Source organism: Weizmannia acidilactici, from assembly GCF_008974185.1.
Taxonomy (GTDB): Bacteria; Bacillota; Bacilli; order Bacillales; family Bacillaceae_C; genus Weizmannia; species Weizmannia acidilactici.
Map to the genome: position 1 here is coordinate 1 of NZ_BKZP01000032.1, position 26067 is coordinate 26067.

General features: G+C 46.6%; 29 protein-coding genes and 1 riboswitch. Of the genes, 24 read left to right on the forward strand and 5 right to left on the reverse strand.

The window, feature by feature from the left end:
* Positions 1 to 207: 207 nt before the first annotated feature.
* Positions 208 to 308, forward strand: a riboswitch (TPP riboswitch).
* Between the two features lie 51 nt (positions 309 to 359).
* The 6 genes from thiT (at position 360) to BpJC4_RS12650 (ending at position 6790) form a co-directional block, all read left to right on the forward strand.
* Entirely contained in the window at positions 360 to 950 is a 591-nt protein-coding gene (thiT, locus tag BpJC4_RS12630; RefSeq protein WP_151697986.1) for an energy-coupled thiamine transporter ThiT, read from the forward strand.
* Positions 951 to 1110: 160 nt separating this feature from the next.
* Positions 1111 to 1248, forward strand: a complete 138-nt coding sequence (locus BpJC4_RS16195) for a hypothetical protein (RefSeq protein WP_172968367.1) — start codon at positions 1111 to 1113, stop codon at positions 1246 to 1248.
* Between the two features lie 100 nt (positions 1249 to 1348).
* Positions 1349 to 1810 (forward strand): CBS domain-containing protein, encoded by a 462-nt coding sequence (locus BpJC4_RS12635; protein ID WP_151680941.1) that lies wholly within the window; start codon positions 1349 to 1351, stop codon positions 1808 to 1810.
* Positions 1811 to 1876: 66 nt separating this feature from the next.
* Positions 1877 to 3406 carry an FAD-dependent oxidoreductase gene (locus tag BpJC4_RS12640; protein WP_151697987.1) on the forward strand — a complete coding sequence of 510 codons (1530 nt, stop codon included), beginning with the start codon at positions 1877 to 1879 and terminating at the stop codon, positions 3404 to 3406.
* A gap of 212 nt (positions 3407 to 3618) precedes the next feature.
* The gene (locus tag BpJC4_RS12645; protein WP_151680939.1) at positions 3619 to 4413 is read left to right on the forward strand and encodes a LysM peptidoglycan-binding and 3D domain-containing protein; all 795 of its coding nucleotides are present in this window, start codon (positions 3619 to 3621) and stop codon (positions 4411 to 4413) included.
* Positions 4414 to 4624: 211 nt separating this feature from the next.
* Positions 4625 to 6790 carry a DNA topoisomerase III gene (locus tag BpJC4_RS12650; protein ID WP_151680938.1) on the forward strand — a complete coding sequence of 722 codons (2166 nt, stop codon included), beginning with the start codon at positions 4625 to 4627 and terminating at the stop codon, positions 6788 to 6790.
* Between the two features lie 6 nt (positions 6791 to 6796).
* On the opposite strand, the gene BpJC4_RS12655 is transcribed toward BpJC4_RS12650, so the two are convergent.
* Complete coding sequence (locus tag BpJC4_RS12655) at positions 6797 to 8161, reverse strand: amino acid permease (RefSeq protein WP_151680937.1); 1365 nt, start codon at positions 8159 to 8161, stop codon at positions 6797 to 6799.
* A gap of 229 nt (positions 8162 to 8390) precedes the next feature.
* Between BpJC4_RS12655 and BpJC4_RS12660 the strand changes: the two genes are divergently transcribed.
* The 10 genes from BpJC4_RS12660 (at position 8391) to hisIE (ending at position 16570) form a co-directional block, all read left to right on the forward strand.
* Positions 8391 to 9500 (forward strand): site-2 protease family protein, encoded by a 1110-nt coding sequence (locus BpJC4_RS12660; protein ID WP_151680936.1) that lies wholly within the window; start codon positions 8391 to 8393, stop codon positions 9498 to 9500.
* A 131-nt stretch (positions 9501 to 9631) separates the two neighbouring features.
* Complete coding sequence (locus BpJC4_RS12665) at positions 9632 to 9994, forward strand: CHY zinc finger protein (RefSeq protein ID WP_151680935.1); 363 nt, start codon at positions 9632 to 9634, stop codon at positions 9992 to 9994.
* Positions 9995 to 10236: 242 nt separating this feature from the next.
* Positions 10237 to 11361 (forward strand): ATP phosphoribosyltransferase regulatory subunit, encoded by a 1125-nt coding sequence (locus BpJC4_RS12670; RefSeq protein ID WP_151680934.1) that lies wholly within the window; start codon positions 10237 to 10239, stop codon positions 11359 to 11361.
* Positions 11358 to 11978, forward strand: a complete 621-nt coding sequence (hisG, locus tag BpJC4_RS12675; protein WP_151680933.1) for an ATP phosphoribosyltransferase — start codon at positions 11358 to 11360, stop codon at positions 11976 to 11978. Before BpJC4_RS12670 ends, hisG begins: the two co-directional genes overlap by 4 nt.
* Positions 11975 to 13258 carry a histidinol dehydrogenase gene (gene hisD, locus BpJC4_RS12680; RefSeq protein ID WP_151680932.1) on the forward strand — a complete coding sequence of 428 codons (1284 nt, stop codon included), beginning with the start codon at positions 11975 to 11977 and terminating at the stop codon, positions 13256 to 13258. Before hisG ends, hisD begins: the two co-directional genes overlap by 4 nt.
* Positions 13259 to 13263: 5 nt before the next feature.
* Entirely contained in the window at positions 13264 to 13851 is a 588-nt protein-coding gene (gene hisB, locus BpJC4_RS12685; protein WP_172967530.1) for an imidazoleglycerol-phosphate dehydratase HisB, read from the forward strand.
* On the forward strand, positions 13848 to 14459 hold the full coding sequence (gene hisH, locus BpJC4_RS12690; RefSeq protein ID WP_151680930.1) for an imidazole glycerol phosphate synthase subunit HisH: 612 nt from the start codon (positions 13848 to 13850) through the stop codon (positions 14457 to 14459). The genes hisB and hisH overlap by 4 nt, the downstream gene beginning before the upstream one ends.
* The gene (gene hisA, locus BpJC4_RS12695) at positions 14456 to 15160 is read left to right on the forward strand and encodes a 1-(5-phosphoribosyl)-5-[(5-phosphoribosylamino)methylideneamino]imidazole-4-carboxamide isomerase (protein WP_151697988.1); all 705 of its coding nucleotides are present in this window, start codon (positions 14456 to 14458) and stop codon (positions 15158 to 15160) included. The genes hisH and hisA overlap by 4 nt, the downstream gene beginning before the upstream one ends.
* Positions 15157 to 15918 (forward strand): imidazole glycerol phosphate synthase subunit HisF, encoded by a 762-nt coding sequence (gene hisF, locus BpJC4_RS12700; RefSeq protein WP_151680928.1) that lies wholly within the window; start codon positions 15157 to 15159, stop codon positions 15916 to 15918. Before hisA ends, hisF begins: the two co-directional genes overlap by 4 nt.
* Positions 15908 to 16570: a bifunctional phosphoribosyl-AMP cyclohydrolase/phosphoribosyl-ATP diphosphatase HisIE gene (hisIE, locus tag BpJC4_RS12705; RefSeq protein ID WP_151680927.1), complete on the forward strand. Its 663-nt coding sequence runs from the start codon at positions 15908 to 15910 to the stop codon at positions 16568 to 16570. The genes hisF and hisIE overlap by 11 nt, the downstream gene beginning before the upstream one ends.
* Before the next feature lie 49 nt (positions 16571 to 16619).
* Here the strand turns inward: hisIE and yedF are convergent, their stop codons facing one another.
* Together yedF and yedE are read right to left on the reverse strand one after the other, a co-directional pair.
* Complete coding sequence (yedF, locus tag BpJC4_RS12710; RefSeq protein ID WP_151680926.1) at positions 16620 to 16862, reverse strand: sulfurtransferase-like selenium metabolism protein YedF; 243 nt, start codon at positions 16860 to 16862, stop codon at positions 16620 to 16622.
* A gap of 20 nt (positions 16863 to 16882) precedes the next feature.
* Complete coding sequence (gene yedE / locus BpJC4_RS12715; RefSeq protein ID WP_371862186.1) at positions 16883 to 18121, reverse strand: selenium metabolism membrane protein YedE/FdhT; 1239 nt, start codon at positions 18119 to 18121, stop codon at positions 16883 to 16885.
* Between the two features lie 310 nt (positions 18122 to 18431).
* On the opposite strand from yedE, the gene rarD reads away from it, so the two are divergent.
* The 4 genes from rarD to BpJC4_RS12730 all read left to right on the forward strand — a co-directional run bounded on the left by rarD (position 18432) and on the right by BpJC4_RS12730 (position 21432).
* Entirely contained in the window at positions 18432 to 19343 is a 912-nt protein-coding gene (gene rarD, locus BpJC4_RS12720; RefSeq protein WP_253724320.1) for an EamA family transporter RarD, read from the forward strand.
* Positions 19344 to 19452: 109 nt separating this feature from the next.
* Positions 19453 to 20616, forward strand: coding sequence for a potassium transporter TrkG (locus tag BpJC4_RS12725; RefSeq protein ID WP_253693723.1), 1164 nt, complete (start codon positions 19453 to 19455; stop codon positions 20614 to 20616).
* Positions 20583 to 20717 carry a hypothetical protein gene (locus tag BpJC4_RS16855; protein WP_259370057.1) on the forward strand — a complete coding sequence of 45 codons (135 nt, stop codon included), beginning with the start codon at positions 20583 to 20585 and terminating at the stop codon, positions 20715 to 20717. Before BpJC4_RS12725 ends, BpJC4_RS16855 begins: the two co-directional genes overlap by 34 nt.
* A gap of 67 nt (positions 20718 to 20784) precedes the next feature.
* Complete coding sequence (locus tag BpJC4_RS12730) at positions 20785 to 21432, forward strand: potassium channel family protein (protein WP_253693719.1); 648 nt, start codon at positions 20785 to 20787, stop codon at positions 21430 to 21432.
* Between the two features lie 251 nt (positions 21433 to 21683).
* Here BpJC4_RS12730 and BpJC4_RS12735 read toward each other — a convergent pair whose 3' ends face one another.
* The gene (locus BpJC4_RS12735) at positions 21684 to 22778 is read right to left on the reverse strand and encodes a citrate synthase/methylcitrate synthase (RefSeq protein ID WP_151680924.1); all 1095 of its coding nucleotides are present in this window, start codon (positions 22776 to 22778) and stop codon (positions 21684 to 21686) included.
* Between the two features lie 107 nt (positions 22779 to 22885).
* On the opposite strand from BpJC4_RS12735, the gene BpJC4_RS12740 reads away from it, so the two are divergent.
* On the forward strand, positions 22886 to 23764 hold the full coding sequence (locus tag BpJC4_RS12740) for a LysR family transcriptional regulator (protein ID WP_151680923.1): 879 nt from the start codon (positions 22886 to 22888) through the stop codon (positions 23762 to 23764).
* A 164-nt stretch (positions 23765 to 23928) separates the two neighbouring features.
* Here BpJC4_RS12740 and BpJC4_RS12745 read toward each other — a convergent pair whose 3' ends face one another.
* Positions 23929 to 24678, reverse strand: coding sequence for a DUF1836 domain-containing protein (locus tag BpJC4_RS12745; protein WP_151680922.1), 750 nt, complete (start codon positions 24676 to 24678; stop codon positions 23929 to 23931).
* A gap of 226 nt (positions 24679 to 24904) precedes the next feature.
* Between BpJC4_RS12745 and BpJC4_RS12750 the strand changes: the two genes are divergently transcribed.
* The 3 genes from BpJC4_RS12750 to BpJC4_RS12760 all read left to right on the forward strand — a co-directional run bounded on the left by BpJC4_RS12750 (position 24905) and on the right by BpJC4_RS12760 (position 25984).
* A complete protein-coding gene (locus BpJC4_RS12750; protein ID WP_151697990.1) occupies positions 24905 to 25354 on the forward strand; it encodes a hypothetical protein in 450 nt (149 codons plus the stop codon).
* Entirely contained in the window at positions 25342 to 25635 is a 294-nt protein-coding gene (locus BpJC4_RS12755; RefSeq protein ID WP_151680920.1) for a DUF2653 family protein, read from the forward strand. The genes BpJC4_RS12750 and BpJC4_RS12755 overlap by 13 nt, the downstream gene beginning before the upstream one ends.
* A gap of 100 nt (positions 25636 to 25735) precedes the next feature.
* Positions 25736 to 25984: a hypothetical protein gene (locus BpJC4_RS12760; protein ID WP_151680919.1), complete on the forward strand. Its 249-nt coding sequence runs from the start codon at positions 25736 to 25738 to the stop codon at positions 25982 to 25984.
* Positions 25985 to 26067 lie beyond the last annotated feature (83 nt).

The following is a 26067-nucleotide window of genomic DNA, read 5'->3' on the forward strand; positions in this document are numbered from 1 at the left end:
CCCGAAAACATCAAAGATTCACTTGTCAAAGAACAATCATTCAACTGGAAATTGACTCATTTAATAGGATCGAAACTTATTATACGAGAGTGTCTTGGAATACCCGATATTTAAACAGTGTCGAGAATAACTTAACACATACAAATAATCTTTTTTGTTGAAATGTTGCAAAAAGAGGTTTATATTAAAAATTGACAACTTCATGAACGTAACCACAGGGGGAGCGTTTAGCTGAGAGTGAACGTGAAGTTCTGACCCTTTGAACCTGTCCAGTTAATGCTGACGTAGGGATGTGGAATGCTTTTCTCTTGTCTCCCATGGTCAGTTATGTTCATGCATGCCAAAAGGGGGATTTTTTAATGAAAAATTTAAGTTTGCAGGCCATGATTGAAGCGGCGATTTTTGCAGCATTCTCGATGGTGTTGGATTTGCTGCCGTCCATAAAAGTGACATCGGGCATTTCCTTGTCGTTTGCGATGATGCCAATCTTTGTAGTGGCGTTCCGTTGGGGATTCATGGCAAGCGTATTGTCCGGATTTATTTGGAGCCTCCTGCAGCTTGTCACAGGAGATGCGAACGACATTTTGAACCCGGTGCAAGGCATTATGGAATATCCGGTCGCCTTTTCGTTTATCGGCTTCGCAGGGTTATTGCGCCCGCTGATCCAAAATAGCAGCTGCTTAGGGCATAAAGGGGCCATGTCTGTATGGATGTCCCTTTCGGTTCTCGTCGGCAGCACCGCCCGGTATTTCTGGCATTTTATCGCCGGAATTGTTTTTTGGGGGTCTTACGCGCCGGCTGGACAATCCGCTTTTATGTATTCGCTAATCGTTAACGGCGGCACGATGATCGGCAATACGGTTTTGTGTGCGGCGATCACAGTAGTTCTGTTTAATGCCGCGCCGCAGTTGTTGACAAAATACCGGCACGAACACCGGAAAGCGGCATAAAGGACAAAAATTGGATGGTTTTAAATGTGAAAGCGGCATGTCTCCCTTGCGCGGGACATATCCGCTTTTTCTTTTTGGCTCTGTTAAATGTTATTGTTGATGGCCGTCTATATTTTGGATTTAAGCGGGTAAGAAGAGACTCCCACGGCTGAGGCATCGAGTGCTGTCTGCAGCAACGTTATCCCGATGTCGGGCGCTGAACTTAAGGGAAGGCCTTCAAAACTTGGCACCGCGTTTTGACGAAGCAGCGGTGCCGGATTACGGCAAATATACCGACCCAGGCAGCCTTGGACATTAAGGCAATCCAATATCCTAAAATAGGCTGTTTTCTCATTGCTTCCCATTCGGTAAAGGTTTACAATAATTGTAAACCTTATTAACCACAAGGGGCGATTTAATTGGAAGTTAGAGATTTTATGATCCGCGATGTGATCACAGTGAAAAAAGAAACAACGATCCGGGAGCTGTTAAAAGTGCTTGTTGACCATAAAATCGGCGGTGTCCCTGTCGTCGACGGACAGGGGAAGCTGCTCGGAATGATCAGCGACGGGGATGTCATTCGCTTCCTGCAGCCGAAAGCGCGGACGGTCTACGATTTTTATATCACAATCGTCGTGAACGAACGTGAAGATTTTAACGAAAAGCTTGCGCAAAGCCTTGACTTGCCTGTTGAAAAAATCATGAAACGGCGGGAACTGTATACGGTGAAACCGGATGACGATTTTGAAAACGCCTTAAGTATTTTAGCCAAACACCATTTTAAAAAATTGCCGGTTGTCAATCCGGCCGGGCGCGTTGTCGGCGTCATCAGCAGGGGTGACATTATGCGCCAAATTACAACAAAACTGATCAACAGCTAAAATCATGTTTACGTTTTCCTCGCCGGGGAAGACTATTATTGAGAGTCTGACTCGGGAGGTTAAACGATGAACGAAAAATCAATTCCGCATTATCCGGAACCAATTTGGCGCAAAACAGTATCACTACCGCGTTTTCCCTCATTGCAAGAAGACATTGAGGCGGATGTGGCGGTTGCCGGCGCAGGAATGGCCGGGATTGTGACGGCATATTTGCTTGCAAAAGAAGGAATAAAAACTGTGCTTTTTGATGCGGGAGAAATTGCGAACGGCACAAGCGGCCATACAACGGCGAAAATTACGGCACAACACGGCCTCATTTATGATGAACTGATCCAGCATATCGGCATAGAAAGGGCCGGGCTTTATTACAAAGCTAATGAAGCGGCCGCGTCCTTGATTGAAAACATCATTCGTGAAAACGACATTTCATGCAGTTTTTCCCATCAGGTTGCCTTTCTTTACACTAATTCGGATGATTATTTTGAAAAACTTGAGAAAGAAATGCGGGCATATGATACGCTCGGTATCCATGGCGAATGGCTGGATAGGCTGCCGGACGGGATCCCCGCGAAAAAAGCGGTAAAAATGGAACGCCAGGCACAATTCCATCCTCTTTCGTATTTAAAAGCTTTAGTCGAATTTTTAATGGAAAAGCAAGTCCCGATCTTCGAAAATACAACGGCTAAAGACATTGAATACGGCAACCCGATTAAAATCAAAACGGAAAAAGGGCACACGATTTCCTGCAATTACGTCTGCATTTGCACGCATTATCCTTTCTACGATGCAAAAGGGCTTTATTTTTCAAGAATGTACCCGGAACGTTCCTATTTAATTGCGGTAAAGCCCGAAAAGCCATTTCCGGGCGGGATGTATATCAATACCGAACAGCCAACGAGATCCTTCCGTGAAGTGGAAGCGGAAGCTGAAAAACTGCTTTTGGTCGGCGGCGAAAACCATAAAACCGGCCAGGGCGGTCCGATGATCCGGCATTATGAAGTATTGCAGGAATTCGCCAAAAAAACATTCGGGATTGAAACATTTTATTGCCGGTGGTCGGCGCAGGATTTAACGACACTGGATAAAATCCCTTATATCGGGCCGGTTACGAAAATGGAACCGAATGTTTTCATTGCGACCGGTTTCCGAAAATGGGGGATGACGGGCACCCATGTTGCCGCCCTGATCATGCGTGATCTGATTTTGCAAAAAGAAAATCCTTATGTGGAAATGTTCGCACCGCAGCGTTTTGAAGCGGATCCAATGGTAAAGAATTTCGTTTCCGCAAATATGGATGTAGCAGAGCACCTTGTAAAAGGAAAGTTTGATTTGCCGGATAAACCATTGGAACAATTGGAACCGGATGAAGGCGCCGTTGTCCGTATCAACGGAAAGCGGGCAGGCGCTTATAAGGATAACGAGGGAAACATCTATCTCCTCGATACGACCTGCACACATATGGGGTGCGAAGTGAAATGGAACTCAGGGGAACGGACATGGGACTGCCCGTGCCACGGTTCAAGATTTTCTTTTACAGGGGAAGTTGTAGAAGGGCCGGCAAAAGACCCATTGACAAAAATCGAATACCAGGAGTAAAGTTTGAAAAACACCGCCGAAATTCGACGGTGTTTTTTTGTATCTATGCGCGAAACTATGACAATATGCCTATGTTACAAATTTTTCACGATATTACAAAGGCTGCTTTTTGTGTAACCAAATCAACACTTTCCCGTTATCGGGCTGTTACTTCATTATGTTAGCATTTTTGGTGTTGGCGGAAAGCCGGCAAAAAGAGGAGGTTGCATTTTATGAAAAAAGCAGTAACAGCACTCGCGGCTGCGGTGACATTAACAAGTGTGATGGCTGCCAATGCTTCAGCCGCCGCCCCGGATACTTATACTGTAAAACAGGGGGATACACTTTGGGGGATTTCAAAAAAATACAACACATCCGTCAAAGAATTGAAGCAATGGAACCAGCTTTCCACAGAAACCATCTATCCTGCACAAAAACTGAAAATTTCCCCGAAAAAAGTTTACGTCATTAAAGCCGGGGATACCCTTTCGGAAATCTCGGCCAAATATGGCGTAACGGTCGAACAATTAAAAAAATGGAACGACCTGCCATCCAACATCATTTTCCCAAATGACGAAATTGTCATCCATACCAATCCCCGGAGCAAGATTACGGTGAAGGATGATTCTGCAGACGTCTCCGTTCAGGCAAAAACGAATACGGATCAGGCAAGGGTGGAAGTGAAAAAGCCGATGGTAAATGTACAAACATCCGAAAAAACCACTTCCCGCCCGCAAGGAAGGACAATAACCGTAACGGCAACGGCTTATACGGCCAATGATCCGGGCTGTTCCGGCGTAACGGCGACCGGCATCAATTTGAAAAACAATCCGGACGCAAAAGTGATCGCCGTTGACCCGAATGTTATTCCGCTCGGCTCAAAAGTGTACGTGGAAGGTTACGGAACGGCTGTTGCCGGCGATACCGGTGGTGCCATCAAAGGGAACCGCATCGACGTCCTTGTGCCGAATACGGGTGAAGCAATGAACTGGGGGCGCCGCACGATCCAGGTGACGATTTTGGACTAATGTGTTTATGCGCAAATGGAAGAAACAAAAAAATAGCATATACATCAGGAAGTGAAAAGGGTACGATGGGGGATCAACTGAATTTTTGGAGGCCGCCCGGCTAAACAAAGCTCAGACGAAGTGTTTTGTTTAGCCGGGCTTTTTATTTTGCCTTGGCATTTTCCGGAAAACATTGTAAAGTAAGGTTAGAAATCGAGAGGAGTGGTTGAGTTTGTCGTTTCCATTGATCATCGCCGAAAAACCCGACCAGGGGCTCACCCTTTGTTCGGTTTTTCCCTTTGTAAAACGCCAGGGCTATATCGAGATCCGTCCCAATGACATTTTCCCGGAAGGCGCCTACTGCACATGGGCGGTCGGCCATTTGGCGCAGCTCGTGCAGCCGGAAAGCTATAACCCCGCCTGGAAGCAGTGGAAGCTTGAAACGCTGCCGATCATTCCGGAAAAATTCCGATATGAAGTTTCCAAAACGAAATATAAGCAGTTTCATACCGTCAAAAAGTTGCTGAAAGATGCGCGTGTGACAGAGATTATCCATGCGGGCGATGCCGGCCGAGAAGGGGAGCTGATCATCCGCAATATCATCCATTTGTCCGGCATCAAAAAGCCGCTGAAGCGCTTATGGATCTCTTCTCTGACACCGCAGTCGATCAAGGAAGGGTTCCGGAATCTTTTGCATGACGAAGATACCAGTTCTTTATATCATGAGGCATATGCTCGCGCTTGTGCGGACTGGCTTGTCGGCATGAACGCCTCGCGCGTCTACAGCCTGCTTCTAAAGCAAAAAGGGATCAATGATGTGTTTTCTGTCGGACGCGTCCAGACGCCGACCCTTGCTTTAATTGTAAAAAGGGAACTTGAAATCGAAAATTTTAAGCCTGAACCGTTTTGGGAAGTCACCGCCTTGTTTCAATTTGATGACAAACAATACGAAGGAAAGTGGGTAAAAAATGGCGAATCGCGTTTAAAAGACCCCGCCATGGCGGAGCGGATCGCCGCATTTTGCCGACAAAAACCGGCAAAAGTTGCGGCGCTTAAAAAAGAAAGAAAAGAATTCCAGCCCCCGCTTCTGTTTAATTTATCGTCACTGCAGGCGGCCGCAAACCAGGCTATTAAATTCCCACCGAAAAAAACGCTTGATCTGGTACAGTCTCTGTACCAAAAAGGGATCGTATCCTACCCGCGTTCCGATTCCAATTACGTCACAAAAGGGGAAGCCGAAACGTTTCCGGATATTTTGCAAAAACTGCAGACTTATCCTGAGTATGCCCCGTTTTTCCCGCTTCCGCACCCCTCCATCATCAACAATAAACGCTTCGTGAATGAAAAAAAGGTGTCTGACCACTATGCGATCATCCCGACTGAACAGGTGGTAAACCCGGAAAATCTTCCGAATGACGAGAGGAAAATTTACGATATGATTGTGCGACGTCTCATTGCCGCCCATTACGGAAATGCGGTTTATCATTATACTACGGTTAAGACGCTGGTGGACGGGCGCGCCGAATTTATTTCAAAAGGCACGCAGATGGAAAAAGAAGGCTGGCGCAAAGTCATTTTTGCAAATGAAAAAGAGAAAGACCGCATTTTGCCGGAAGTCAAACAGGGGGATAAGGGCATTGTAAAGGATGTCAAGATAAAAGAAGGCAAAACCCAGCCGCCGAAACGGTATACGGAAGGACAGCTGATTACGCTTATGAAAACAGCGGGAAAATTTATTGAAGATGAAGCACTTGAAAAAGTGATGGCGGATGTCGAAGGGCTCGGGACGGAAGCAACAAGGGCAGGGGTGATCACTTTATTAAAAGAGCGTAAATATATCGAAGTGAAGAAAAATCAGGTATATGCAACCGATAAAGCGAAAGTGCTCATCCGCGCGGTCGGCGGTAAAATCCTCGCCTCCCCGGAAATGACGGCAAAATGGGAGCAGCGTCTCCGGGAAATCGGGAAAGGGCAGGCATCCCCGGCTGGCTTCATGGAACAGTCAAAAAAGCTGTCAGCCAAAATTGTGCACGATGCAGTCCAATCCGCAAACGAATGGGATTTTTCCGGTTTGAAAGTGGATGAGATCAAAAGGGTGAAATCGAAATATACATTAGGCAAAAAGATGGGCAAATGCCCGAAATGCGGCGGCGATATCGTTGATAAAGGCAATTTTTACGGCTGCAGCGCCTATCAAAAATCGGGATGCACCTTTACGCTTCCGAAAGTCATACTCGGCAAAAAAATCAGCCAGGCGAATGTAAAAAAACTTTTAGCCGGCGAAGAAACAAACCTCATCAAAGGATTCAAGAAAAATGAAAAGGCGTTCGATGCCAAACTGAAACTGGAACAAGAAAAACTGCGCTTTATTTTTGGAAAAGAAAAAACGGAGGGTTAACCCCGCTTATTCGAGAGCGGGGCTATCTGCCTGACGGCGGTTTTTCTTCCGATTCACCAATATGGCAATGGCGATGATAAATATCATGACGATCAAGCTTGCATAAAACCCGGGGCGGATTTCTTTTTCCGCCAGTGTCCCGCTGATCGAGAGCAGCAGAACCACCATACCGATATAACCCATTATTTTGTCAGAGCCTTTCATTTTTAACACGCGCATTGCGGAGAGGATAATAAACAGCCAGTTCATTAAAAGCAAAATCCCGGCAGCTGTTGTAATGTATTCGTAAATTTTCCCCGGCAAAAGAAGCGCAGTAATTATGGATAAAACCAAACCGGCGGTAGCGAGTGCCAGTGATGGAAGGGGGAGGTTTTTCCACTTTTTGATCTTTTTCTCGAACAGTTTTGGCGCGTCTCCGTCATCCGACAAGGTGACAAGTAGATTGGTTACCCCGAACAGAGAAGCAGTCATGGTGGAAAATCCGGCAATAATAATCGCCCCATTAAATACATGGGGGAAAAAAGTAAGATGATAATCATCCATCGCCTTGACAAACGGGCTTTCTTTATCGTTAAAAGCCGTGTATGGTTCCATAGTGACGGTAAGGCCGAGCGAGAGCACGTAAATGATGGTTAACAAGACTAACATAATCGATCCCGACTTTGGCGCATCGTCCTTGTTTTTTAATTGCATCGCCATTAAGCCGATGACTTCGATCCCGCCGAACGCATAAAAGGCGTAAATGAGTGAAGCCCAAAAGCCCATCAAGCCGTGGGGGAGGAACTCACCATAAGTATCCGGAAGCCGCACTCCGCCTCCGTGCCTTCCGTTAATCCAGCCGGACAAGGCGCAAAACGCAAGCACGATAAACATGACAATTGCTGCGGTTTTGACAACGGCCAGAATATTTTCCACCTTGTCAAATCCTTTTGTGCCGAACAGGACGACAATGATGGCAAGAGATGCGTAAACGGCCGCCATTACCCATAACGGCGCATTTTGGAACCAAAACTTTGTCAAAATGGACAGCGCGGTTAATTGGCTGCCCATAATGAGGATATTTGAACACCAGTAATTCCAGCCGCAGCTGAAACCAGCCCAATTCCCGTAAGCTTTTTTCGCATAATAGCAAAATGAGCCTTCGCGCGGGTCATCGGCTGTCATTTTCGCGAGCGCATGGAAAACGATATATGTTCCGATGGCTGCGATCAGGAAAGAAAACACGATCGAAGGGCCAGTGGTTTTAATTCCGATGCCTGAGCCGAGAAAATACCCGGTTCCGATCGTGCAGCCGACACCTACAAGCGAAAGCTGCCACCACGCTAAATTGCCTTTTTTTGCCGCTTTCGATGGTTGTTTCGAATTGCCCATCCGGTTCCCTCCTTTACCATACATACTGTTTGATAAAGGATGCCGGATTATGTACGGGTTCCGGCTGTTTTTTCGTTCAGGCCTTCGCAGAAAAACTTGTACATTTTATGCCGTGCCATCCTTTTTTATGCGGGGAAATGCATCATTTTGGGAAAATGTGAAACTTCATCTGCATTTTTTCGTAAAGAAATATTAAAATACGATTCAAACGGATACGAGGTGGCTTTTGATGTCCCGGAAAAACAGCAAAACAAAACATGCGATCTTCAGCCTCGGTTCTGTCGGGCTGCTCGTTTTGGCGAAACTGAAATATGTACTGGCAATCTTAAAACTAATGAAATTGTCATCTTTATTCACCTTATTTTTATCCCTTGGCGTGTACGCTATTGTTTACGGCTGGAAATTTGCGGTTGCATTGATATATTCGATGCTTTTGCACGAATCAGGCCATATGATCGCGGCTAAAAAACGCGGGGTGAAAACATCGCCGATCTTTTTTATCCCTTTTGTCGGGGCGGCTGTCGGCATTCAAGAAGAAATCAAACATTCCAAAGATGAAAGCTATATTGCTTACGGCGGCCCGCTGTTCGGGACGGCCGCAACGGTCATTGCGCTTCTTTTGTATTTATTGACGCACGGGGATGTATGGCTGCTCGCCGTTTACCTTGGCGCGGTGATTAATCTTTTTAATTTAATTCCGTTTTCGCCTTTGGACGGCGGAAGGATCGTTACGGTCATTTCGCCGAAAATATGGCTGATCGGCCTTATGCTGCTTTTGGTGTATTCATTTTTCGCGCCAAATCCGGTGATCGTCTTTATACTCATTATTGGTGCCTTTGAAGCTTTCTCCCAGCTGCGGCGCCCGTATGCGGCCCGGCTTTCTCAAGGTTTTTTGCACCTGCTAGAAAAAAGAAAACAGGCTTTGCAAAGCTTCCAGCAAACGGAGGACGTATATGAACGGAATGTGCTTGCCTATGAAGATGAACAATACGGCCGGCGGTTAAAGGAACGGGTGCGGTTTATAAGAGAGAACGAACATTTACGGAAGAACTACAAAAAGGTGCGCCTCGCCCTGCTGGAAAAGCGGCTGGAAATTTATCAATTTACGTCTTTTCAAGATCCGGAGACCGGGCTGGAATGGCTGGAGAGAAATATAAAAGAGGAAGAAAAAAACGCCCTGCAAATGAGGCAGTATTTCCAAACGGCGGCAAAAGAAAAAATTCTCGCGGGGCTGGCCTACCTGTTGCTCATTGTGGTGCTTGGAATCCTGCTTTACATCAGCCGAGATATTCTCCCGGATCCGCATGCGTTTAACGCTGCGGGCCGGGCAATATTTTAAATTGGGATCAAGGAGGAGTCGTTGTTTAAATAAACAGTTTAGGCTGTTGAAAGCAGTCTATTTTTTTGGCCTGTAATTGATGATAAAATAAACATGTATCTTGAAAAATATTGTGCAAAGGGGGAAACACATTGTCGAAAATTTACGGTGCGGTGGTGGATTCCGAGACGCGCTGCATCCATTATGCTTCTCCATTGGATGTGGTTGCGATAAAGTTTAAGTGCTGCGGGAAATTTTATCCTTGCTACCGGTGCCATGAAGAAGCAGAAGATCATCCGGTGGCACGCTGGGAAGAGCAGGAATGGAATGAAAAAGCCATTCTTTGCGGCGTATGTAAACACGAACTTGCAATCCGTGAATACTTGGCAGCAGGGCATTGCCCCCATTGCGGCGCCTCGTTTAATCCGGGATGTGCCAACCATTACCATCTTTACTTCCAGATGGAGCCGTCCTGCGGTGTGCCAGTAGAGAAAAAACAATCTAAAACCGAATAGGGGACAGCTTTGTTACCGCTTTAAAAATTCACAGTAGGGCCTTTATAAAGTTGTAAAACGTTTTAAGTCACAAAATAGTCAAGGCGGCCTTTAAAAAGCACGTAAAGACCGTCTCAAGTCAAAATTGAATTGCTTTTCACCTTGACCACCTTCATAAAATATGATATGGTTAACTCAACCAAAATACTTTAGTATATTAGAGTGCTAACATAATAAAGAGAGAATGGTAGGAAGTGAAAAAGATGTTTTTACCGGAAGGCAGCCAGGATGAGATTGGCACAATTGTCGCCAACCGCTCAAAAGTGTTTGAAACATTCCGCCGGACAGCGGAGCAGCGGAATTACACGGAAATCTCAACGCCGCTTGTGGAATATGCGGAAACTTTTACAAACGAAAAAGTCGGCATGAAGCTGCAAAATATGCTGAAATGGTTTGACGCCCGCGGCCAGATTGAAGTGCTCCGGCCGGACTGGACGACGTCAATCGCGAGAGCGCTCTCGCAGAAACCGTTCCGGCAGTATAAATGGGCATACCAAGGTTCCATTTTCAGGCAGGAAACGCCGGGCCTTGAAAGCCGCCAGGTTGGGATTGAAATCGTGGATCTGCCGGCGATTTTAGGGGAAAGCGAATGTTTATTTTTTGCCAATGATTTTTTCGGCAGGCTCGGGTTGGAAGCTGTGATGGTCGAACTCGGCCATGCCGGCATATTTGAAGAATTGGTGGCGCGGCTTGAGTTGCCGGCCGGACAGGTTGACAGATTAAGAGGCGCGATGCACGATAAACGAAAAGACGAAGTTTACGGGATTGCGCGTACCGGAGGAAACAAAAAAATCGCGGAAGAACTCGCAGCGCTCGTTGATGCGTACGGCCCGTTCCAAATGATCGAAACGTATTTGGAACGCTGGAAAGGCGAGCCGGAACTGTCCGAAAAACTCAAACATATCCAAAAGTTAGGGGAAACATTGTTTTCCATTGGCATGGAAGACGTCATCATCGATCTTGGCAGGGTGAAAAACCTTCCTTACTATACCGGCATTTTGTTCAGGGGATTTTTAAAAAAAACCGGCACGTCCTGTTTTTCCGGCGGGCGCTACGACAAACTGTATGAACAGTTTAACCGTAATACAACCGCAGTCGGAATTGCCTTTGACGCGGATATTTTGGCGGAGCAGCTCGATCGTGCCGGAAACCGGGAAAAAATCTGCATCATTGCCAATGAAGAAACGCTTGCCGACGCGGAAAAACTGAGATCAACATACTCATCAAGCATCGTGGATATCCGGTTTGAAAAGCCGCAAAAAGGCGAGTTCAGCACAGTGCTCCGCTTTACAAACAAGCACGGCAAATGGGAGGCGGAAGAAATTTGACCATCAGCATTGCATTGACAAAAGGGAGAGTTGAAAAACAATTTTTGCAGTATTTGCAGTCGCGCGGATTTGACGTCGGGCCGCTCATTGAAAAAGGCAGGAAACTCCTTGTTGAAACGGATGAATTCACCTGTATTTTCGTCAAAGGATGGGATGTGGCGACTTATGTAGAATACGGGATTTGCGACCTCGGCATCGTCGGTGAAGACATTTTGGCGGAAACCCGGCCGGATGTTTTTGACTTAATGCCGCTTCCATTTGGAAAATGCAGGTTTGCGCTGGCAGGGAAACCGGAAAGCATTCGTCATAACCGGAAACGGAGAATCGCAACGAAATACCCGAATGTTACACAGCGCTTTTTTCGCGAAAAAGGCGAATCGGTAGACATTGTCAAATTGGAAGGGTCCGTTGAGCTGGCGCCGATCGTCGGGCTCGCGGATGCGATCGTCGATATAGTGGAAACAGGTACGACCCTAAAGGAAAATGGCCTTGTCGTCATTGAGGAGATCCAGCTGATCACAGCTAGGCTTATTGCCAACCGTTCGGCTTTAAAAATAAAGAAACAGTCCATCCAGCCATTTATCGAAAAACTACATGGAGAAGGGGTTTACAAATGATCAGGGAATACACGCAGGAAGAATTTGCTGAAAATTTTTTGCGTTCCAAAAATAAGGGCGGCGCGCTCAATGAAGAAGTGTTAAAGACAGCGAAAGAAGTACTCGAAGATATCCGCTTAAACGGGGATGCGGCCGTCAAAAAATATGTTGCCAAATTTGACGACGAAGTGCCGGATACATGGGAAGTTTCCGCCGAAGAACGTAAACAGGCGTGGCAGGAAGTTTCGCAGGAGGTCATTGAGGCCCTGAAAAAAGCAGCTGAGAATATCCGCAGTTTCCATGCCAAACAGCTGCAAAACTCGCGGATCATGCAAATGGGTGAAGACATCGTTTCTGGGCAGCTGTTCCGTCCTGTTGAAAGAGTCGGAATTTATGTGCCGGGCGGGACAGCCTGCTATCCATCGTCTGTTTTGATGAACGCGATTCCGGCCGTTCTGGCGGGCGTAGAAGAAGTGATCATGGTGACGCCGGTACGGGAAGGCACAAAAATTGCCCCGATTTTATCGGTTGCAGCCGATATAGCAGGCGTTAACACGATTTATAAAGTCGGCGGCATCCAGGCGGTCGGCGCGCTGGCGTACGGGACGGAAACGATTCCGGCCGTTGATAAAATCGTCGGCCCGGGGAATGCATATGTCGCGGCGGCAAAATCGCTCGTTTACGGCACGGTTGGCATTGACATGATTGCTGGCCCGTCTGAAGTGGCAGTTATCGCTGATGAAAATGCCAACCCGGTTTATATCGCAGCCGACCTGATTGCCCAGGCCGAACATGACAAAAGTGCCCGGACTTTCTTGTTCACAACGTCACGCAAGTTAATTGAGGAAACAAAAGCGGAACTGGAAAAACAATGCACTGTCCTACCGCGCCGTGAAATTGCCGAGGCATCGATTCAAACGCAAAGCGCAGCCGTGCTGGTTGAAAATATTGATCAGGCTTTTGAACTTTCCAACCGGCTCGCCCCGGAACATTTGGAAATCCAGGTCCAAAATCCGCTCCAGCAGCTTTCCAAAGTAAAAAATGCCGGATCCGTATTTCTAGGTGAAAACACGCCGGAAGCGATCGGCGATTATTATGGCGGCCCGAACCACGTCCTGCCGACATCCGGAACGGCAAGATTTTCATCCGGCTTGTCGGTTGACGATTTTTATAAAAAAATTACGTACTTGTATTATTCCGAAAAAGCTTTGCAGGAAGCGGCGCCGCAGGTCATTGCGATTGCCAATGAAGAACGGCTTGCTGGGCACTTGCGGGCGGTTGAAAAACGGGTGAAAGGGTGAAAAAATTGCGCACAGCGGCAAAAAGCAGAAAAACAAATGAAACATTCATTGAAGTTGCCGTCCATTTAGACGATCCAACAGAAGTATCGATTGAAACAGGCATCGGCTTTTTTGACCATATGCTTGAATTATTTGCCAGGCATGGGCGCATCGGCCTTGTTGTAAAAGCAAAAGGCGATCTGCACATCGACAGTCACCATACCGTCGAAGATGTTGGCATTGTGCTTGGGCAATTGGTCCGGGAAGCGCTCGGCGATAAAAAAGGCATCACCCGGTACGGCTCTGCGTATGTCCCGATGGACGATTCGCTCGGTTTTGTCGCCATTGACATCAGCGGCCGGCCATTCCTTCATTTTGATGCGGAATTTGACAATCCAAAGCTCGGCAATTTTGACACCGAGCTCGTGCACGAATTTTTCCAGGCATTTTCGTTTCAGGCTGCGATGACGGTGCACGCCAGGGTGTTATACGGTGTAAACACGCACCATAAAATCGAATCGCTCTTTAAAGCTTTAGGTAGGGCGCTCCATCAGGCTGTGGCGGTCGACCCGGAAATCAAGGGCGTAAACTCGACAAAGGGGCTGATTGAATGATCGCAATTGTGGATTACGGCATGGGCAATATCGCGAGCGCTTCGAACGCTTTCCGCACGCTCGGCTATGACGTCGTTGTAACGGACGACCCGGAGCAGCTGAATGATGCATCCCATATCATTCTGCCGGGGGTCGGCGCGTTTAAGGCCGCCATTGAAGAAATTGAAAAACGGGGGCTGAGGCCGGTTTTGCAAGACCTCGCACGCAAAAAACCGTTCCTTGGCATCTGTCTCGGGATGCAGTTATTATTTGAAACCGGGTTCGAAAATGGCGTTTCAAAAGGGCTTGGTTTTATCCCCGGAACGGTTGAACTGATCCAGACAGGTGAAATTTTGCCGCATATCGGCTGGAATACGCTTGATGTGAAAGCGGGTTTCCCGTCCTTCAAACCTTTTCAAAATAAACACGTGTATTTCGTGCATTCTTACCAGGCGAAAACAAGCGCGCCTTATATTGTTGCCACAACCGATTACGGGGCGGAAATCCCCGCGGTTGTCCGCAACCGGAATGTATACGGCATGCAGTTCCACCCGGAAAAAAGCGGTAAAGTCGGCATGGCGCTGCTAAAAACATTTTTGCAGGAAAGCAGTTTGGAGGTACAGGCATGAGAATCATTCCTGCTATTGATTTAATTGACGGAAAATGCGTGCGGCTTTACCAGGGCGATTTCGCAAAGACAACAGAAGTTGCGCCTGATCCTGTAACCCAACTCAAACGGTTCATTGCTGACGGCGCGGAATTGGTCCATGTCGTGGACCTTGATGGTGCCAGAACCGGGAGGCCGGCGCAGCTTGAATTGATTGAAACATTATGCAAAGCATCTTCTGTGCCGATTGAAGTCGGCGGTGGCATCCGCGATCTGGATACGGTGCGCAAATATGCGGAGATCGGTGCGGACCGGATCGTGCTCGGCACCGCCGCCATTGAAAATCCGGAATTTTTAAAAGCGGCAGTGAAGGAATTCCCGGAAAAAATCGTTGCCGGCATTGATGCGAAAAACGGCAAAGTGGCAACCCACGGCTGGCTGTCGGTTACGGAGATGGATGCAATCGATTTTGCGAAAGAAATGGAATCGCTCGGTGTCCAACGCATCGTGTTTACCGATATATCAAGGGACGGCACGATGAAAGGCCCGAACCTCGAAGCGTTAAAATCACTGCTCGATGCGGTCAGCTGCGACATTATCGCATCCGGCGGCATTACGAGCGAAGAAGACGTGAAAAATTTAAGCGCAATCGGCATTCAAGAAGGGATTGTCGGCAAAGCGATTTATGAAGGTAAAATCCGGCTGAAGGAGGCGGAAAAATGATCGCAAAACGGATTATCCCATGCCTTGATGTCAAAGACGGGCAGGTTGTAAAAGGCACAAATTTTGTCGGGCTCCGCAACGTGGGCGATCCGGTTGAGCTTGCGAAGTTTTATTCGGAAAGCGGCGCCGATGAACTGATTTTCCTCGATATTACCGCCACCCATGAACAGCGTGATACGGTTGTCAACATGGTAAAAAGGACGGCGGAAAATGTGTTCATCCCGTTTACGGTCGGCGGCGGCGTGCGTACGATTGACGATGTCACCCGTCTGTTAAAAGCCGGTGCCGATAAAGTGTCGATGAATTCGGCGGCGGTCCGGAACCCGGAACTGATCCGCAAGTCGTCAGAACGGTTCGGGGCGCAATGCGTTGTTGTCGCAATTGATGCGAAAAAGGTCGCCGAAGGAAAATGGCATGTGATCGTAAACGGCGGCCGCATTGATACAGGCATTGACGCCATTGAATGGGCGAAGGAAGCCGAACGGCTCGGTGCTGGGGAAATCCTTCTCACGAGCGTCGATACGGACGGGGTCAAAGACGGATTTGACCTGCCGCTGACAAAAGCGGTTGTGGAGGCCATTAAGATTCCGGTGATCGCATCCGGCGGCTGTGGCAATCCGGAACATTTCCTGAAAGTATTTCAAGAAACGAATGCCTCTGCGGCCCTTGCCGCTTCCATTTTTCACGAAGGCACGTATACCATCAAAGAAGTAAAGGGCTGCTGCAGCAAAGAAGGGGTGAATATTCGTGAAGCTTGATTTTTCAAAAGGGCTGATCCCGGCAATTGTGGTGGACGACAAAACAGGCGATGTACTCATGCTCGCGTATATGAATGAAGAAGCGTACGAAAAGACGCTTGAAACAAAAGAAACATGGTTTTATTCCCGTTCCCGCGAAACGCTCTGGCATAAAGGCGAAACGAGCGGCAATACGCAAAAAGTGAAATCGATCCAGGTCGACTGCGACGCTGACACGCTTTTGATCCGCGTAGACCCGGAAGGCCCGGCCTGCCATACCGGGGAAAGGACTTGTTTTTACAGGGCCATTGGCGGGAACGGGGAAGTGGTTGAGGGAGATTTTTCAAGCCGGAGAATTTTTGATGTATTAACAGAGGAAATCGAAAGCCGTAAAACTGAACCGGTCGAGAATTCCTATACGAATTACCTGTTTGATAAAGGCATTGATAAGATCGCGAAAAAATTTATCGAAGAAGCGGGCGAAGTCATCATCGCAGCGAAAAATAACAGCAAAGAAGAACTCGTTTACGAAACGGCGGATTTGCTGTTCCATACTTTTGTCCTGCTTTCCAACCAAAATGTAAAACTGTCTGAAGTCGAAGCGGAATTGTGGAAAAGGTCGGCGAAAAAAGGCAACAGCAAAGGCGACCGGAAAAAAATTGAGAAGTGGTGAGTTATAATCCGGCAGAAAAAGGGCTGGCCATTTGGGGTCAGCCCTATACTTATTTACAAACCTGGATGTAATAATATAATGTCGTACCGTCTTTGACAGTCGACAGTACATGATGCCCGTGCCGTTTACATGAAGCCGGCACATTGATGAATGATTGTGGGCAATCGGCGATGACTTCCAATATTTTGCCGTCTTCCAATTTTTCGATTGCCTCAAGCGTGTAAAGTTCAGGATAAGGGCATGATTCCCCGCGGACATCAAGTGTCGCGTCCACAACGAAGTTTTCAGCCATCTTCATTTACCTCCTTTAGATTATGCTGTTGTCTTTTTGGAAGGCAATGTGCTTTTCACAGCAATTTTTCTCGTGTACCAATTTTCCCTCCAAATGATAAGTAAATAAAGTACAACCAGGAATGCGCCGGTGCTAAGCAATGCCCCGCCCCATCCGAGCGAGGAAACGAGGTTCACTTCCGGCCATCCTTTTACAAATACATCGAATACGCCCCAATGGTCCCAGCCGTAAGCCAAAAGGGTCGCGCCTGCCACATTTCCTGCGCCGACGGCAATAAATTGCACCTGGCCCTCTGTAATCCGGTACATCCATCCCGTTTCACATCCGCCCGCAATCACAATCCCTACGCCGAACAGAATGCCGCCGATAAACGCCCCCGGGCTTGCCCAGTGGACGACAGGCGCGATGCCTTTGAAAATAAAAATGGCCGTTCCTACGGTCTGTACCGCCATGCCGGCAATGATCGCTTTTCCGAGCGTACCCCGGCCTGTAAGCCATAAATCCCTGAGCCCGGAAGTAAAGCAAATTTGCCCGCGCTGTATCAGCATCCCGAAAACCGCCCCGAACAGCGCAGCCATCCCGAGCATGGCTTTTCCGGCAGAAATATAGTAGGCCGCAATCAGGATGATGATGATCAACACGACGAACGCGGCATAAAGCTGCTTGTTTTGTTTTTGCGCGGACGGGGAAGCCGTTTTTGCAGGGCGGAGGCCAAACTCTAATTTTGGTTTTCCTTTAAAGACCGGCAAAACCGCGAGTTTGACACCAAAATACGTTCCGATCGCAGTCCCGGCAATAAAGAACCAAGCGTGGAGCGAAAACTGCGGCAGCCCTGTAAAGAATGCGGCCAGATTACATCCCATCGCCAGGCGCGTTCCAAACCCGGCAATAACGCCACCGATAAATCCCCATACCCAGCGGCGTTTCTGGCGGGGAAATTTCCATTTAAAATTTTTGCTGATGAGTGCGCTGAATAAACTGCCGAGCAGCATTCCCATGACAAGCCAGCCATCCGTCCGGTCAACCGGCTCCCCGATGAGTTTAATTTCCTTGAAATATGCCCAATCGGAAGTATCCACGTCAAAAAGCTGCAGCAAATTGCCTCCCCAGCGTGTAAACTCTCCGGTAACGGCCCAGAGTGTTCCGGTCAGCCCAAAATAAAAAGCGGCAAAAACGCCGGCCAAAAGTAAGACAATAAATGGATTCCAAAATCGGTTAAAACATTTATTGTGGACTTTTTGCAATAAAGCAATGATCAAAATTACGGCCTCCTCTCTTAAATTTTATTGTGTCGTAAATAACACAATTATCATTATAGCAAATTTTTCAGGTCATAAATGCCGGAGTCTGGGAAAATCAGCGTTGGATCTCCGGAAATCAGTAGAAAATAAAAGAACGATTAGCGGAAGCAGGCAAAAATCTCTGTTAGAAATGCCTCCAGCGTATCATTTCAGAAGCAGTTCCCTTTATCCCAAAATGAAAAAATGATAAAATAATGAAACATATCACATTAGAAAGGGGGAGGTGGCTCGAGTCCGGCATCGGCCGCTCAAGCCAGTGAGGAAACAAATGAGAAATAATCAGAAAAGCGGAATGTTTTACGCATTTTTCGCTTATTTTTTGTGGGGGCTTTTTCCACTGTACTGGAAGCCGATTGAACAGGTTCCGGCCATTGAAATTTTGGCGCACCGCATTTTTTGGTCTTTTATTTTTATGATTGTACTTTTATTCTTTTTAAGGAAAATGGCAGATTTGAAGTCCAGTATCATGGACGGCATCTACCATCCTCGCACGCCGCTTTTATTGCTTCTGGCGTCTGTGCTCGTCAGCGCAAACTGGTTTATTTACATATGGGCGGTCAACCACGGCCATGTCATTGAAACAAGCATGGGGTATTACATCAATCCGCTCGTCAGCATCCTGCTCGGGATCATTTTTTTAAGGGAGAAGTTGAACCGCTGGCAGCTCATTGCTTTTCTGCTTGCAGCATGCGGGGTGGGCATCCAGACGTTCAGCTACGGGCATATTCCGTGGATTGCGATCGGCCTTGCGCTCACATTCGGGTTTTACGGCCTTGTGAAAAAGAAAGTAGATATCGATGCGTTCCTCGGCCTGACATATGAAACATTCTTTGTCATGCCGGTTGCGCTCATTTATTTAACGATCATTCAAGTAAAAGGGACAGCTTCTTTCGCAACGGTTTCTCCGATGACGACCGCGCTTTTGATCGGTACCGGGATCGTGACGGCTGTGCCGCTGATTTGTTTTGCGCAGGGGGCGAGGAGAATTTCGCTGACGATGATTGGCTTTTTCCAATATTTAACCCCGACAATGACGCTCATTTTGGGCATTGCCCTTTTCAAAGAACCATTTACGCATGTGCAGCTTTTGTCATTCTCTTTTGTTTGGCTGGCACTGATCGTATTTTCCATTTCGGGAATCATACCGAAGAAAAAATTCCATTTGGAGGAAATCGCTTAAAAAGCGGGCCTTTCCGGCAACGGATCGGCCTGCTTTTTCGGCCCATTTTTTTTTTAGATATAATGAAATAGGAAGATTGGGCATTTCAATCACAAGGGAGAATTTTGCCATGTCCAAGTTTCAGTTCCGTCCGGCGGCTTTTAAAATGATTTTTTTCATCTATATTTTGAGCACATTTTTCTTTTCGCTCCTCTATGTCCTGCCTATTTCGCACAAACAGCCGCTCGGTTTCGTTGACGCCTTTTTTCTGTCTGCTAGCTCCATCAGTGCGACAGGGCTGACGACTTTTACGGTCGCAAACACACTTACATTGGCAGGAAAACTCATTTTGCTCATCCAGATGGAATTCGGCGGGATCAGCATTATGGCATTAGTCGGGGCGCTTTTAATTTTGCTCCGGACCAATGCACCCGTTCCGTCGCAAACGCTGATGATTTTTGACCAGAACCAAAACAGTAGCCGCTCGATTTCGAAATTGATGTCCTTTATTGTTACATATACTATTGCGGTGAAGACGGCAGGATTTTTGTTGATCCTGCCGTCAGCACTGGAGAATGGCAGCAGTGCTTTTGCCGCTTTTTTTCTCTCGGTTTCCACATTTACGAATGCCGGATTTGAGATTTTCGGCAATGGTCTTGATGATTTTAAAGGGAAGCCGTTTGTTTTATTTGTGTTAAGCTGTATGATCATACTCGGCGTCCTCGGCTTTGCGGTCGTGATGGAACTTTTGCATTCACGAAGGAAAAAGAAAAGCCTTTATTTTAAAGTAAATGTTTTGATGCATCTCGTTTTGCTTGCCGCCGGCTTTCTCTTTTTCTTTCTGGCAGACTTTATCAATATGCCAGGATTTTCATGGAAAGAAAGAATCGTCCAGTCCCTGTTTTTCAGCGCCGCGCCAAGAAGTGGGGGACTTGCTTCGCTCGATTTGCATCTGTTTTCTTTCCCGTCGCTCTTATTCATGATGGTGCTCATGTTTATCGGCGGATCACCAAGCAGCTGCGCAGGTGGCATCCGGACAACTACATTTGCGGTGATCCTGGCAAAACTTTGGTTCACCATCCGCGGTTCGAACAACGCACATATGTTTAGACGTACATTGTTTACGGAAGATGTAAATAAAGCATTTCTCGTTTTCTTTTCCTTCCTCTTTATCTTTTTTACTTCATTTTTTGTGTTGTCTTTTACAGAAAAAGCGCCGCCTTTTGCGCTCGCTTTTGAGACAATGTCGGCGTTAACGACATGCGGATTTCTTTGGGGATCACGGCCGGGCTGACGGTATTCGGAAAACTGTGGCTCTCTTGTCTGATGCTGGTCGGCCGGCTCGGGGTGATCATTTTGATTTATACATTTTTGGAAAATAAAAATCAACGATGATATATACAAAAGAATCGATTTTAATCGGTTAGGGGTGAGTGTGTGAAAAATTTAAAAAAGTTTTCTCGTGCTCGGGCTCGGCCGCTTTGGATCAAGCGTCCTCAAGGAACTGGCAAGGCTCGGGTATGATGTAGTCGGCGCGGATAAAAATGAAAAAGTGCTCCAGGATGAGGAACTGCAGGATGCCGCCGCGTATTTGGTGGAGGTGGATGTCACGAGTACGATGTTTCTTGAAGAATTGAATGTGGCCAATTACGATGCGGTCGTTATCAGCATGGGGGACGATTTTGAATCCGCGATCTTAACGGTGCTTGCTTTGAAAGATCTCGGTTGTGAAACGATTTACGCCAAGGCGAATGATAAAAAGCGGGGAAGAGGATTGAAAGGGGCAGGGGCTACCGATGTATTTTACCCGGAAGAAGAAACGGGACGCCGCGTCGCTTACCATATTGCGAATCCGGACATTTTGCAGTACATCCGGCTGTCGCCGTATTGTTCAGGAGTTGAAATGGCAGTGCCAGAAGAATTTATCGGAAACACGCTGGCACAGCTGGATTTCCGCCGCAAATACAATGCGCTTGTCGTCATGATTACATCAGACAGCGAAAAAGTCCCGCTTGTCTCGCCCCCGTCTGATTATGTTTTCAAGGCCGGTGACACCATTTTTATGGTCGGCGAAAAAAAAGACCTGGAAAGGCTGCGGAAAAAATTTTAGTAGCGGGCGGGGTTTGCAAGGACAAGGCCGCCCCATTAAAGACGTTTTAAGTTTATAACGTCCGAGCAAAATGTCTTTCATGGCTGCTGAGAAATATACATTTTGAGATTATTCCGTTTATAAACCAGAAAAAGTTGCCCAACGTCATGGAAATGTTTCTCATTTTATATCCCGGCCCTTTTCAACACTCTTCACAGAATTTCTAATGAAAATTTTTTCACTCCCAATATACCATTCACTTGGAATATATCCTATTCAAGATAAACAAAACTTTTCGGGAATTCGCCGGTATATTCCGCGTCCGGCCGGAAGATCGTGTTGTTTTGCGCCTGTTCCATCGCGTGGGCGGTCCAGCCGACGACACGGCTTGCCGTGAAAGTCGGGGTAAATAAATCATCAGGCATGCCGAGCGACCGCATAATTGCTGCTGCGTAAAATTCAACATTTGTATACAGCTTCCTGCCCGGCTTGAATTGTTCCAGCAATTTTACCGCCGTCTTTTCAACATGCAGGGAAAGGGAAATCCAAGGATCATCCTGTCCGGCTTGCAGTAAAATTTTTTTTAAAGCGAGTGCGCGCGGATCTTTTGTTTTATAAATCCTGTGGCCGAAACCCATGATTTTTTCGCCGTTTTCAAGTTTTTTCCTGATCCAATTTTCGGCGTTTTCTATTGTGCCAATTTCATTCAGCATTTTCGTGACTTCAGAAGGCGCCCCGCCATGGAGTGGGCCTTTCATTGTCCCAATTGCGGATGTGACAGCCGAAACGAGATCCGATTCGGTTGATGTTGTGACACGCGCGGAAAACGTGGAGGCGTTCATGCCGTGTTCAAGCGTCAAAACCATATACGCTTCGAGCGCGCGTACATGCGCATCTGGCGGCTCTTTTCCAGTAAGCATATATAAATAATTTTTGACATGCCCGTATTCAGGGTTCGGAACAATCGGGGCCAGACCGGATATTTTCCGGTGCCAATAAGCAATCATCGTTGGCAGCACAGCCGTTAACCGGATTGCCGCATCTATAGAAGGCTGCCATGCACCCAGACTGGAAACGGCGGTGCGCAGCACACTCATGAAATCGATATCGTTTGGCAGCAGATGCAAAATTTTTTCCGTGTGTGAAGGGATTTGGCGGTATTGTTTCAATTTTTCCGAGAAATTTCCGAGCTCCTCACGGCCGGGAAAATGGCCGTTCCAAAGAAAATATGCGGCTTCTTCAAAAGTACGGCTGGCAGCGATTTCCTTCGCTTCTTTTCCGCGGTAAATGAGTATGCCGCGCGCGCCGTCTATAAAACTGATGGCCGTTTCGGCAGCTTTGATCCCTTTTAAACCTGGGCTGATCATATGCATCTTCCTTTCTTGTTATTATCATTATAAATGTTATAATTGATTAAAAAAATTAAATAATCATAATCAAATCAATTAAAAATGATAATCAAGGGGGGAGGAAGATGGATTTTAAATGGCTACATACATTTATCACAGCGGCAAAATATGAAAATTTCCGGAAGACGGCAGAAGCCCTCTATATTTCACAACCGACTGTAAGCGTCCATATGAAACTGCTGGAAGAGGAGATTGGTAGTCCCTTGTTCCAAAGGGAAGGCAGGAAAGTGCTTTTAACTGAAGAAGGAAGGACGTTTTTGCCGGTTGCCAAGCGCTTGCTGCAAGTATATGAAAACGGCCTGGAAGATATGGAACAGTACCGGCAGGGCTATTCGCAAAAGCTGGCGCTGGCAATGTCCCCATTGATCGGGGAATCGATCATGCCGTTCGTTTTAAAAAAATTTATGACCATCCATCCGGAAATCGATATATCCATCAAAGTGCTGGAATCAACCTATATTGCGGACGCAGTGCTTTCAGGCGAAGTGGATTTGGGGTTGTCGCGCTTGGAGGTCAAGCACTCGGAACTAAAATGCAGGCCGCTGTATGAAGATCCGGTTCTGCTTGTCGTGCCGCATGACGGGGCAGACAGCGAATCCGCGCCTCCGCTTGACGCCCGCGATGTGCTAAGAAACAATACATTATTTACGCATAACCATCCTGAATATTGGGAAGGCATGCTCAGGACATTGCGCGCGGAATTTCCTTTGCTGCGCACGATGCTTGTATCCCAGGTACATGTCACAAGAAGGTTTATTATCGAAGGGCTTGGGGTTTCTTTCTTGCCGGAATCCACCGTGCGCAGGGAACTGGCGGAAGGCCGGCTGTTATCGGTGCCGTGCCCGTTCTTGCAAATGCCGGTTGCGAGGACGTATGCGGTTTTAAAATACGAGCACAGGAAAGAAAGGCAATTTCTTGAATTTTTAAGCCAATTCCGGTTTTAAGGAAAAAGACAGTCCCAAAAGCCTTTAAAAAGCTAAGAGAATGCGATAATCGCGAAATTTACGACACTCCTTGCGGAAAAAGCGAGCAAATTTTTGCGGTCATCAAAAATGGGTGCCCTTTTGCCAAGCTTATCGGGTTTTGGGACTGCCCCTTTCCAGTTTTCTTACATTTTTTGCAAAAAAATTGTTGCTGTCAAGTACCGCCTTGCCAGCATTTGAAAATAAGCGGTGAACACGGATAACGTTGCAATCACAATTGTATTGCGGATCGCTTCTTTTTTCGGGTCATTCGGAGGTATATATTCTGATATCATTTCTTCCGCTTTTTTCGTAATCATACTCTCCATTGCGGCAATCATATGTTTATGGCTTCCAAATGGAAAATTTTCCGCTTCCCGCATCGTATTTAATTCTTCAAAAAGCTGTGAATAGGTTGCATACAGCTGGACAGGATTGATCAAATCATCGTGTTCGTCTTCCGGATCGTTGACAATCAGCTTTAATAGCTTGCGGATCGAGTCAAAATCAAGCGCTGTTTTTAAATCCTCCACCAAAAACAATAGCGCCATCTGCTCAATCGAGTATTTTTTTCCCTTTTCAGGTGCGACAATCATCTCTTTAATATCCCGCTTAACCCAGTTTTGAATGGCGGTAAGGGTAAAATTCGTATTTTCGATCTGGCTGCCGAGCGCCACAATTTCATTCAATGAGAATCCGAAATCATCCGTATTTTTCTTGAGGATTTTCGTGAAAATCGGGGGCATCACAGCAGAAGCGAAGGATCGGGCCGGATTTCCACCGTTTTTCTTCACCCATACTTTCTGCAAAAATGCGGCAGGTGTTTGCGGGCCCCAGCCTTTCAGTGCTAGTAAAAGGTCTGCCATTTCCCTGCGCGTCATTTGAAAAAGTTCCACGTCACAGCACCTCCCAATCATTGCCATGCTACTTTTAATCGTATGATTGAAAAGTTGAAAAGTCAATGACAGCCGGTTGAAATCGTTTCATATCCGGCATGCGGGGAAAATAAAAACCATTGTGAATCTTACTATATTAAAAAAACCTTGCATTTTTATCAATAGGTTCATATAATAAGTTCATAGGAACCTAAAATATCACTCGATGAGAAAAGGGGAAATCAAGTTGAAGAAATTTTTCATGCTGCTAATGTCTTTGACGTTAGTTTTTTCAGTCGTTGGCCTAAACTTTTCGCATGCTGTTGATGCAAAGGGTTACCGTTCAGTGAAGCGTTCCTACCAGTCGGTACCGAAAACGACAACGCCTTCAACGAAACAAAATTCACAATACCAGTCAAAAACAAACCAAAATACAACGTCCATATTCGGCAATAAGTCGAATACGGCTTCATCTTCTTCAAAAGGCAGCTTTGTAAAAGGGCTGCTGCTTGGCGGATTGGGCGGTATGCTGTTCGGATCGATGTTCAGCCATCTGGGCGGACTGGGGATGGCTTTAACGGCTATGGTCAATATTTTAATACTCATCGCATTGGTATTGATCGTTATTAAACTGTTCCAGTCTGTTTTCAATAACCGTAAAAAAGATCGCGAGGTATATGAACGATGGAAGAACTAAAGCTTACTGAACAAGAACTGATCAATGCGGTCTGCTCCTATGTAGCGGACCAGCATTATGCATATCCGGAAAATGTGATGGCGGTGCTCACGTACGATGACGGGATCGGCTACGGGGCCGATGTCGAATTGAATGGCAGGGATCTTGAGCCCTTGACCGAACCGAAGCTGATCCAAGCGATCCGCAAATATTTGGAAGAACAATATAGCATTGACCCGTTTGCCGTCAGCATCCGGCTTGAAATTGAAGACGTTGAAGGCATGGTCGCGTATGTAGACTGACAAAAAGCTTGGCACGAATATTCGTGCCAAGCTTTTTTTGAGGCCGGAAAACAATCGAACATCCTCCATGATTACGGTATAATAAAAAAGGGGGGATGAGATGTACTGGAAACTAAGAATTCCTATGCTTCTCTTTATCTTTGGTTTTGTGGCGGGATTATATCAGAAATTCCCTGATTTTTTTCTCGCCGGTATAAATGATTTCATTGGAAGCGCAACTTATATTGGTTTGGTTGCCGTCTTGTTTTTGATGTTGGAAAAAATAAAAGTAAATGAGAAAAAAGTGCATTTTTTGATCGGGATTGTCATCATCAGTTTCGGCTTTTTGTTTGATACATTTATGGTTTGAGAGTTAAATTCATAATTTTATGAAAATGCATTACACTAAAAATACAACTTAGAAGGCTTTCATTCATGTACACAACGGTATTT

Coding starts and splice junctions, on each gene's coding strand:
- hisH (WP_151680930.1), top strand. CDS start 13,848: ATGATCGCAATTGTGGATTACGGCATGGGCAATATCGCGAGCGCTTCG.
- BpJC4_RS12760 (WP_151680919.1), top strand. CDS start 25,736: ATGTACTGGAAACTAAGAATTCCTATGCTTCTCTTTATCTTTGGTTTT.
- hisA (WP_151697988.1), top strand. CDS start 14,456: ATGAGAATCATTCCTGCTATTGATTTAATTGACGGAAAATGCGTGCGG.
- BpJC4_RS12670 (WP_151680934.1), top strand. CDS start 10,237: ATGTTTTTACCGGAAGGCAGCCAGGATGAGATTGGCACAATTGTCGCC.
- rarD (WP_253724320.1), top strand. CDS start 18,432: ATGAGAAATAATCAGAAAAGCGGAATGTTTTACGCATTTTTCGCTTAT.
- thiT (WP_151697986.1), top strand. CDS start 360: ATGAAAAATTTAAGTTTGCAGGCCATGATTGAAGCGGCGATTTTTGCA.
- hisF (WP_151680928.1), top strand. CDS start 15,157: ATGATCGCAAAACGGATTATCCCATGCCTTGATGTCAAAGACGGGCAG.
- yedF (WP_151680926.1), bottom strand. CDS start 16,862: ATGGCTGAAAACTTCGTTGTGGACGCGACACTTGATGTCCGCGGGGAA.
- BpJC4_RS12640 (WP_151697987.1), top strand. CDS start 1,877: ATGAACGAAAAATCAATTCCGCATTATCCGGAACCAATTTGGCGCAAA.
- BpJC4_RS12725 (WP_253693723.1), top strand. CDS start 19,453: ATGTCCAAGTTTCAGTTCCGTCCGGCGGCTTTTAAAATGATTTTTTTC.
- hisD (WP_151680932.1), top strand. CDS start 11,975: ATGATCAGGGAATACACGCAGGAAGAATTTGCTGAAAATTTTTTGCGT.
- BpJC4_RS12645 (WP_151680939.1), top strand. CDS start 3,619: ATGAAAAAAGCAGTAACAGCACTCGCGGCTGCGGTGACATTAACAAGT.
- BpJC4_RS12655 (WP_151680937.1), bottom strand. CDS start 8,161: ATGGGCAATTCGAAACAACCATCGAAAGCGGCAAAAAAAGGCAATTTA.
- BpJC4_RS12740 (WP_151680923.1), top strand. CDS start 22,886: ATGGATTTTAAATGGCTACATACATTTATCACAGCGGCAAAATATGAA.
- BpJC4_RS16855 (WP_259370057.1), top strand. CDS start 20,583: ATGCGGATTTCTTTGGGGATCACGGCCGGGCTGACGGTATTCGGAAAA.
- BpJC4_RS12755 (WP_151680920.1), top strand. CDS start 25,342: ATGGAAGAACTAAAGCTTACTGAACAAGAACTGATCAATGCGGTCTGC.
- BpJC4_RS12735 (WP_151680924.1), bottom strand. CDS start 22,778: ATGATCAGCCCAGGTTTAAAAGGGATCAAAGCTGCCGAAACGGCCATC.
- BpJC4_RS12660 (WP_151680936.1), top strand. CDS start 8,391: ATGTCCCGGAAAAACAGCAAAACAAAACATGCGATCTTCAGCCTCGGT.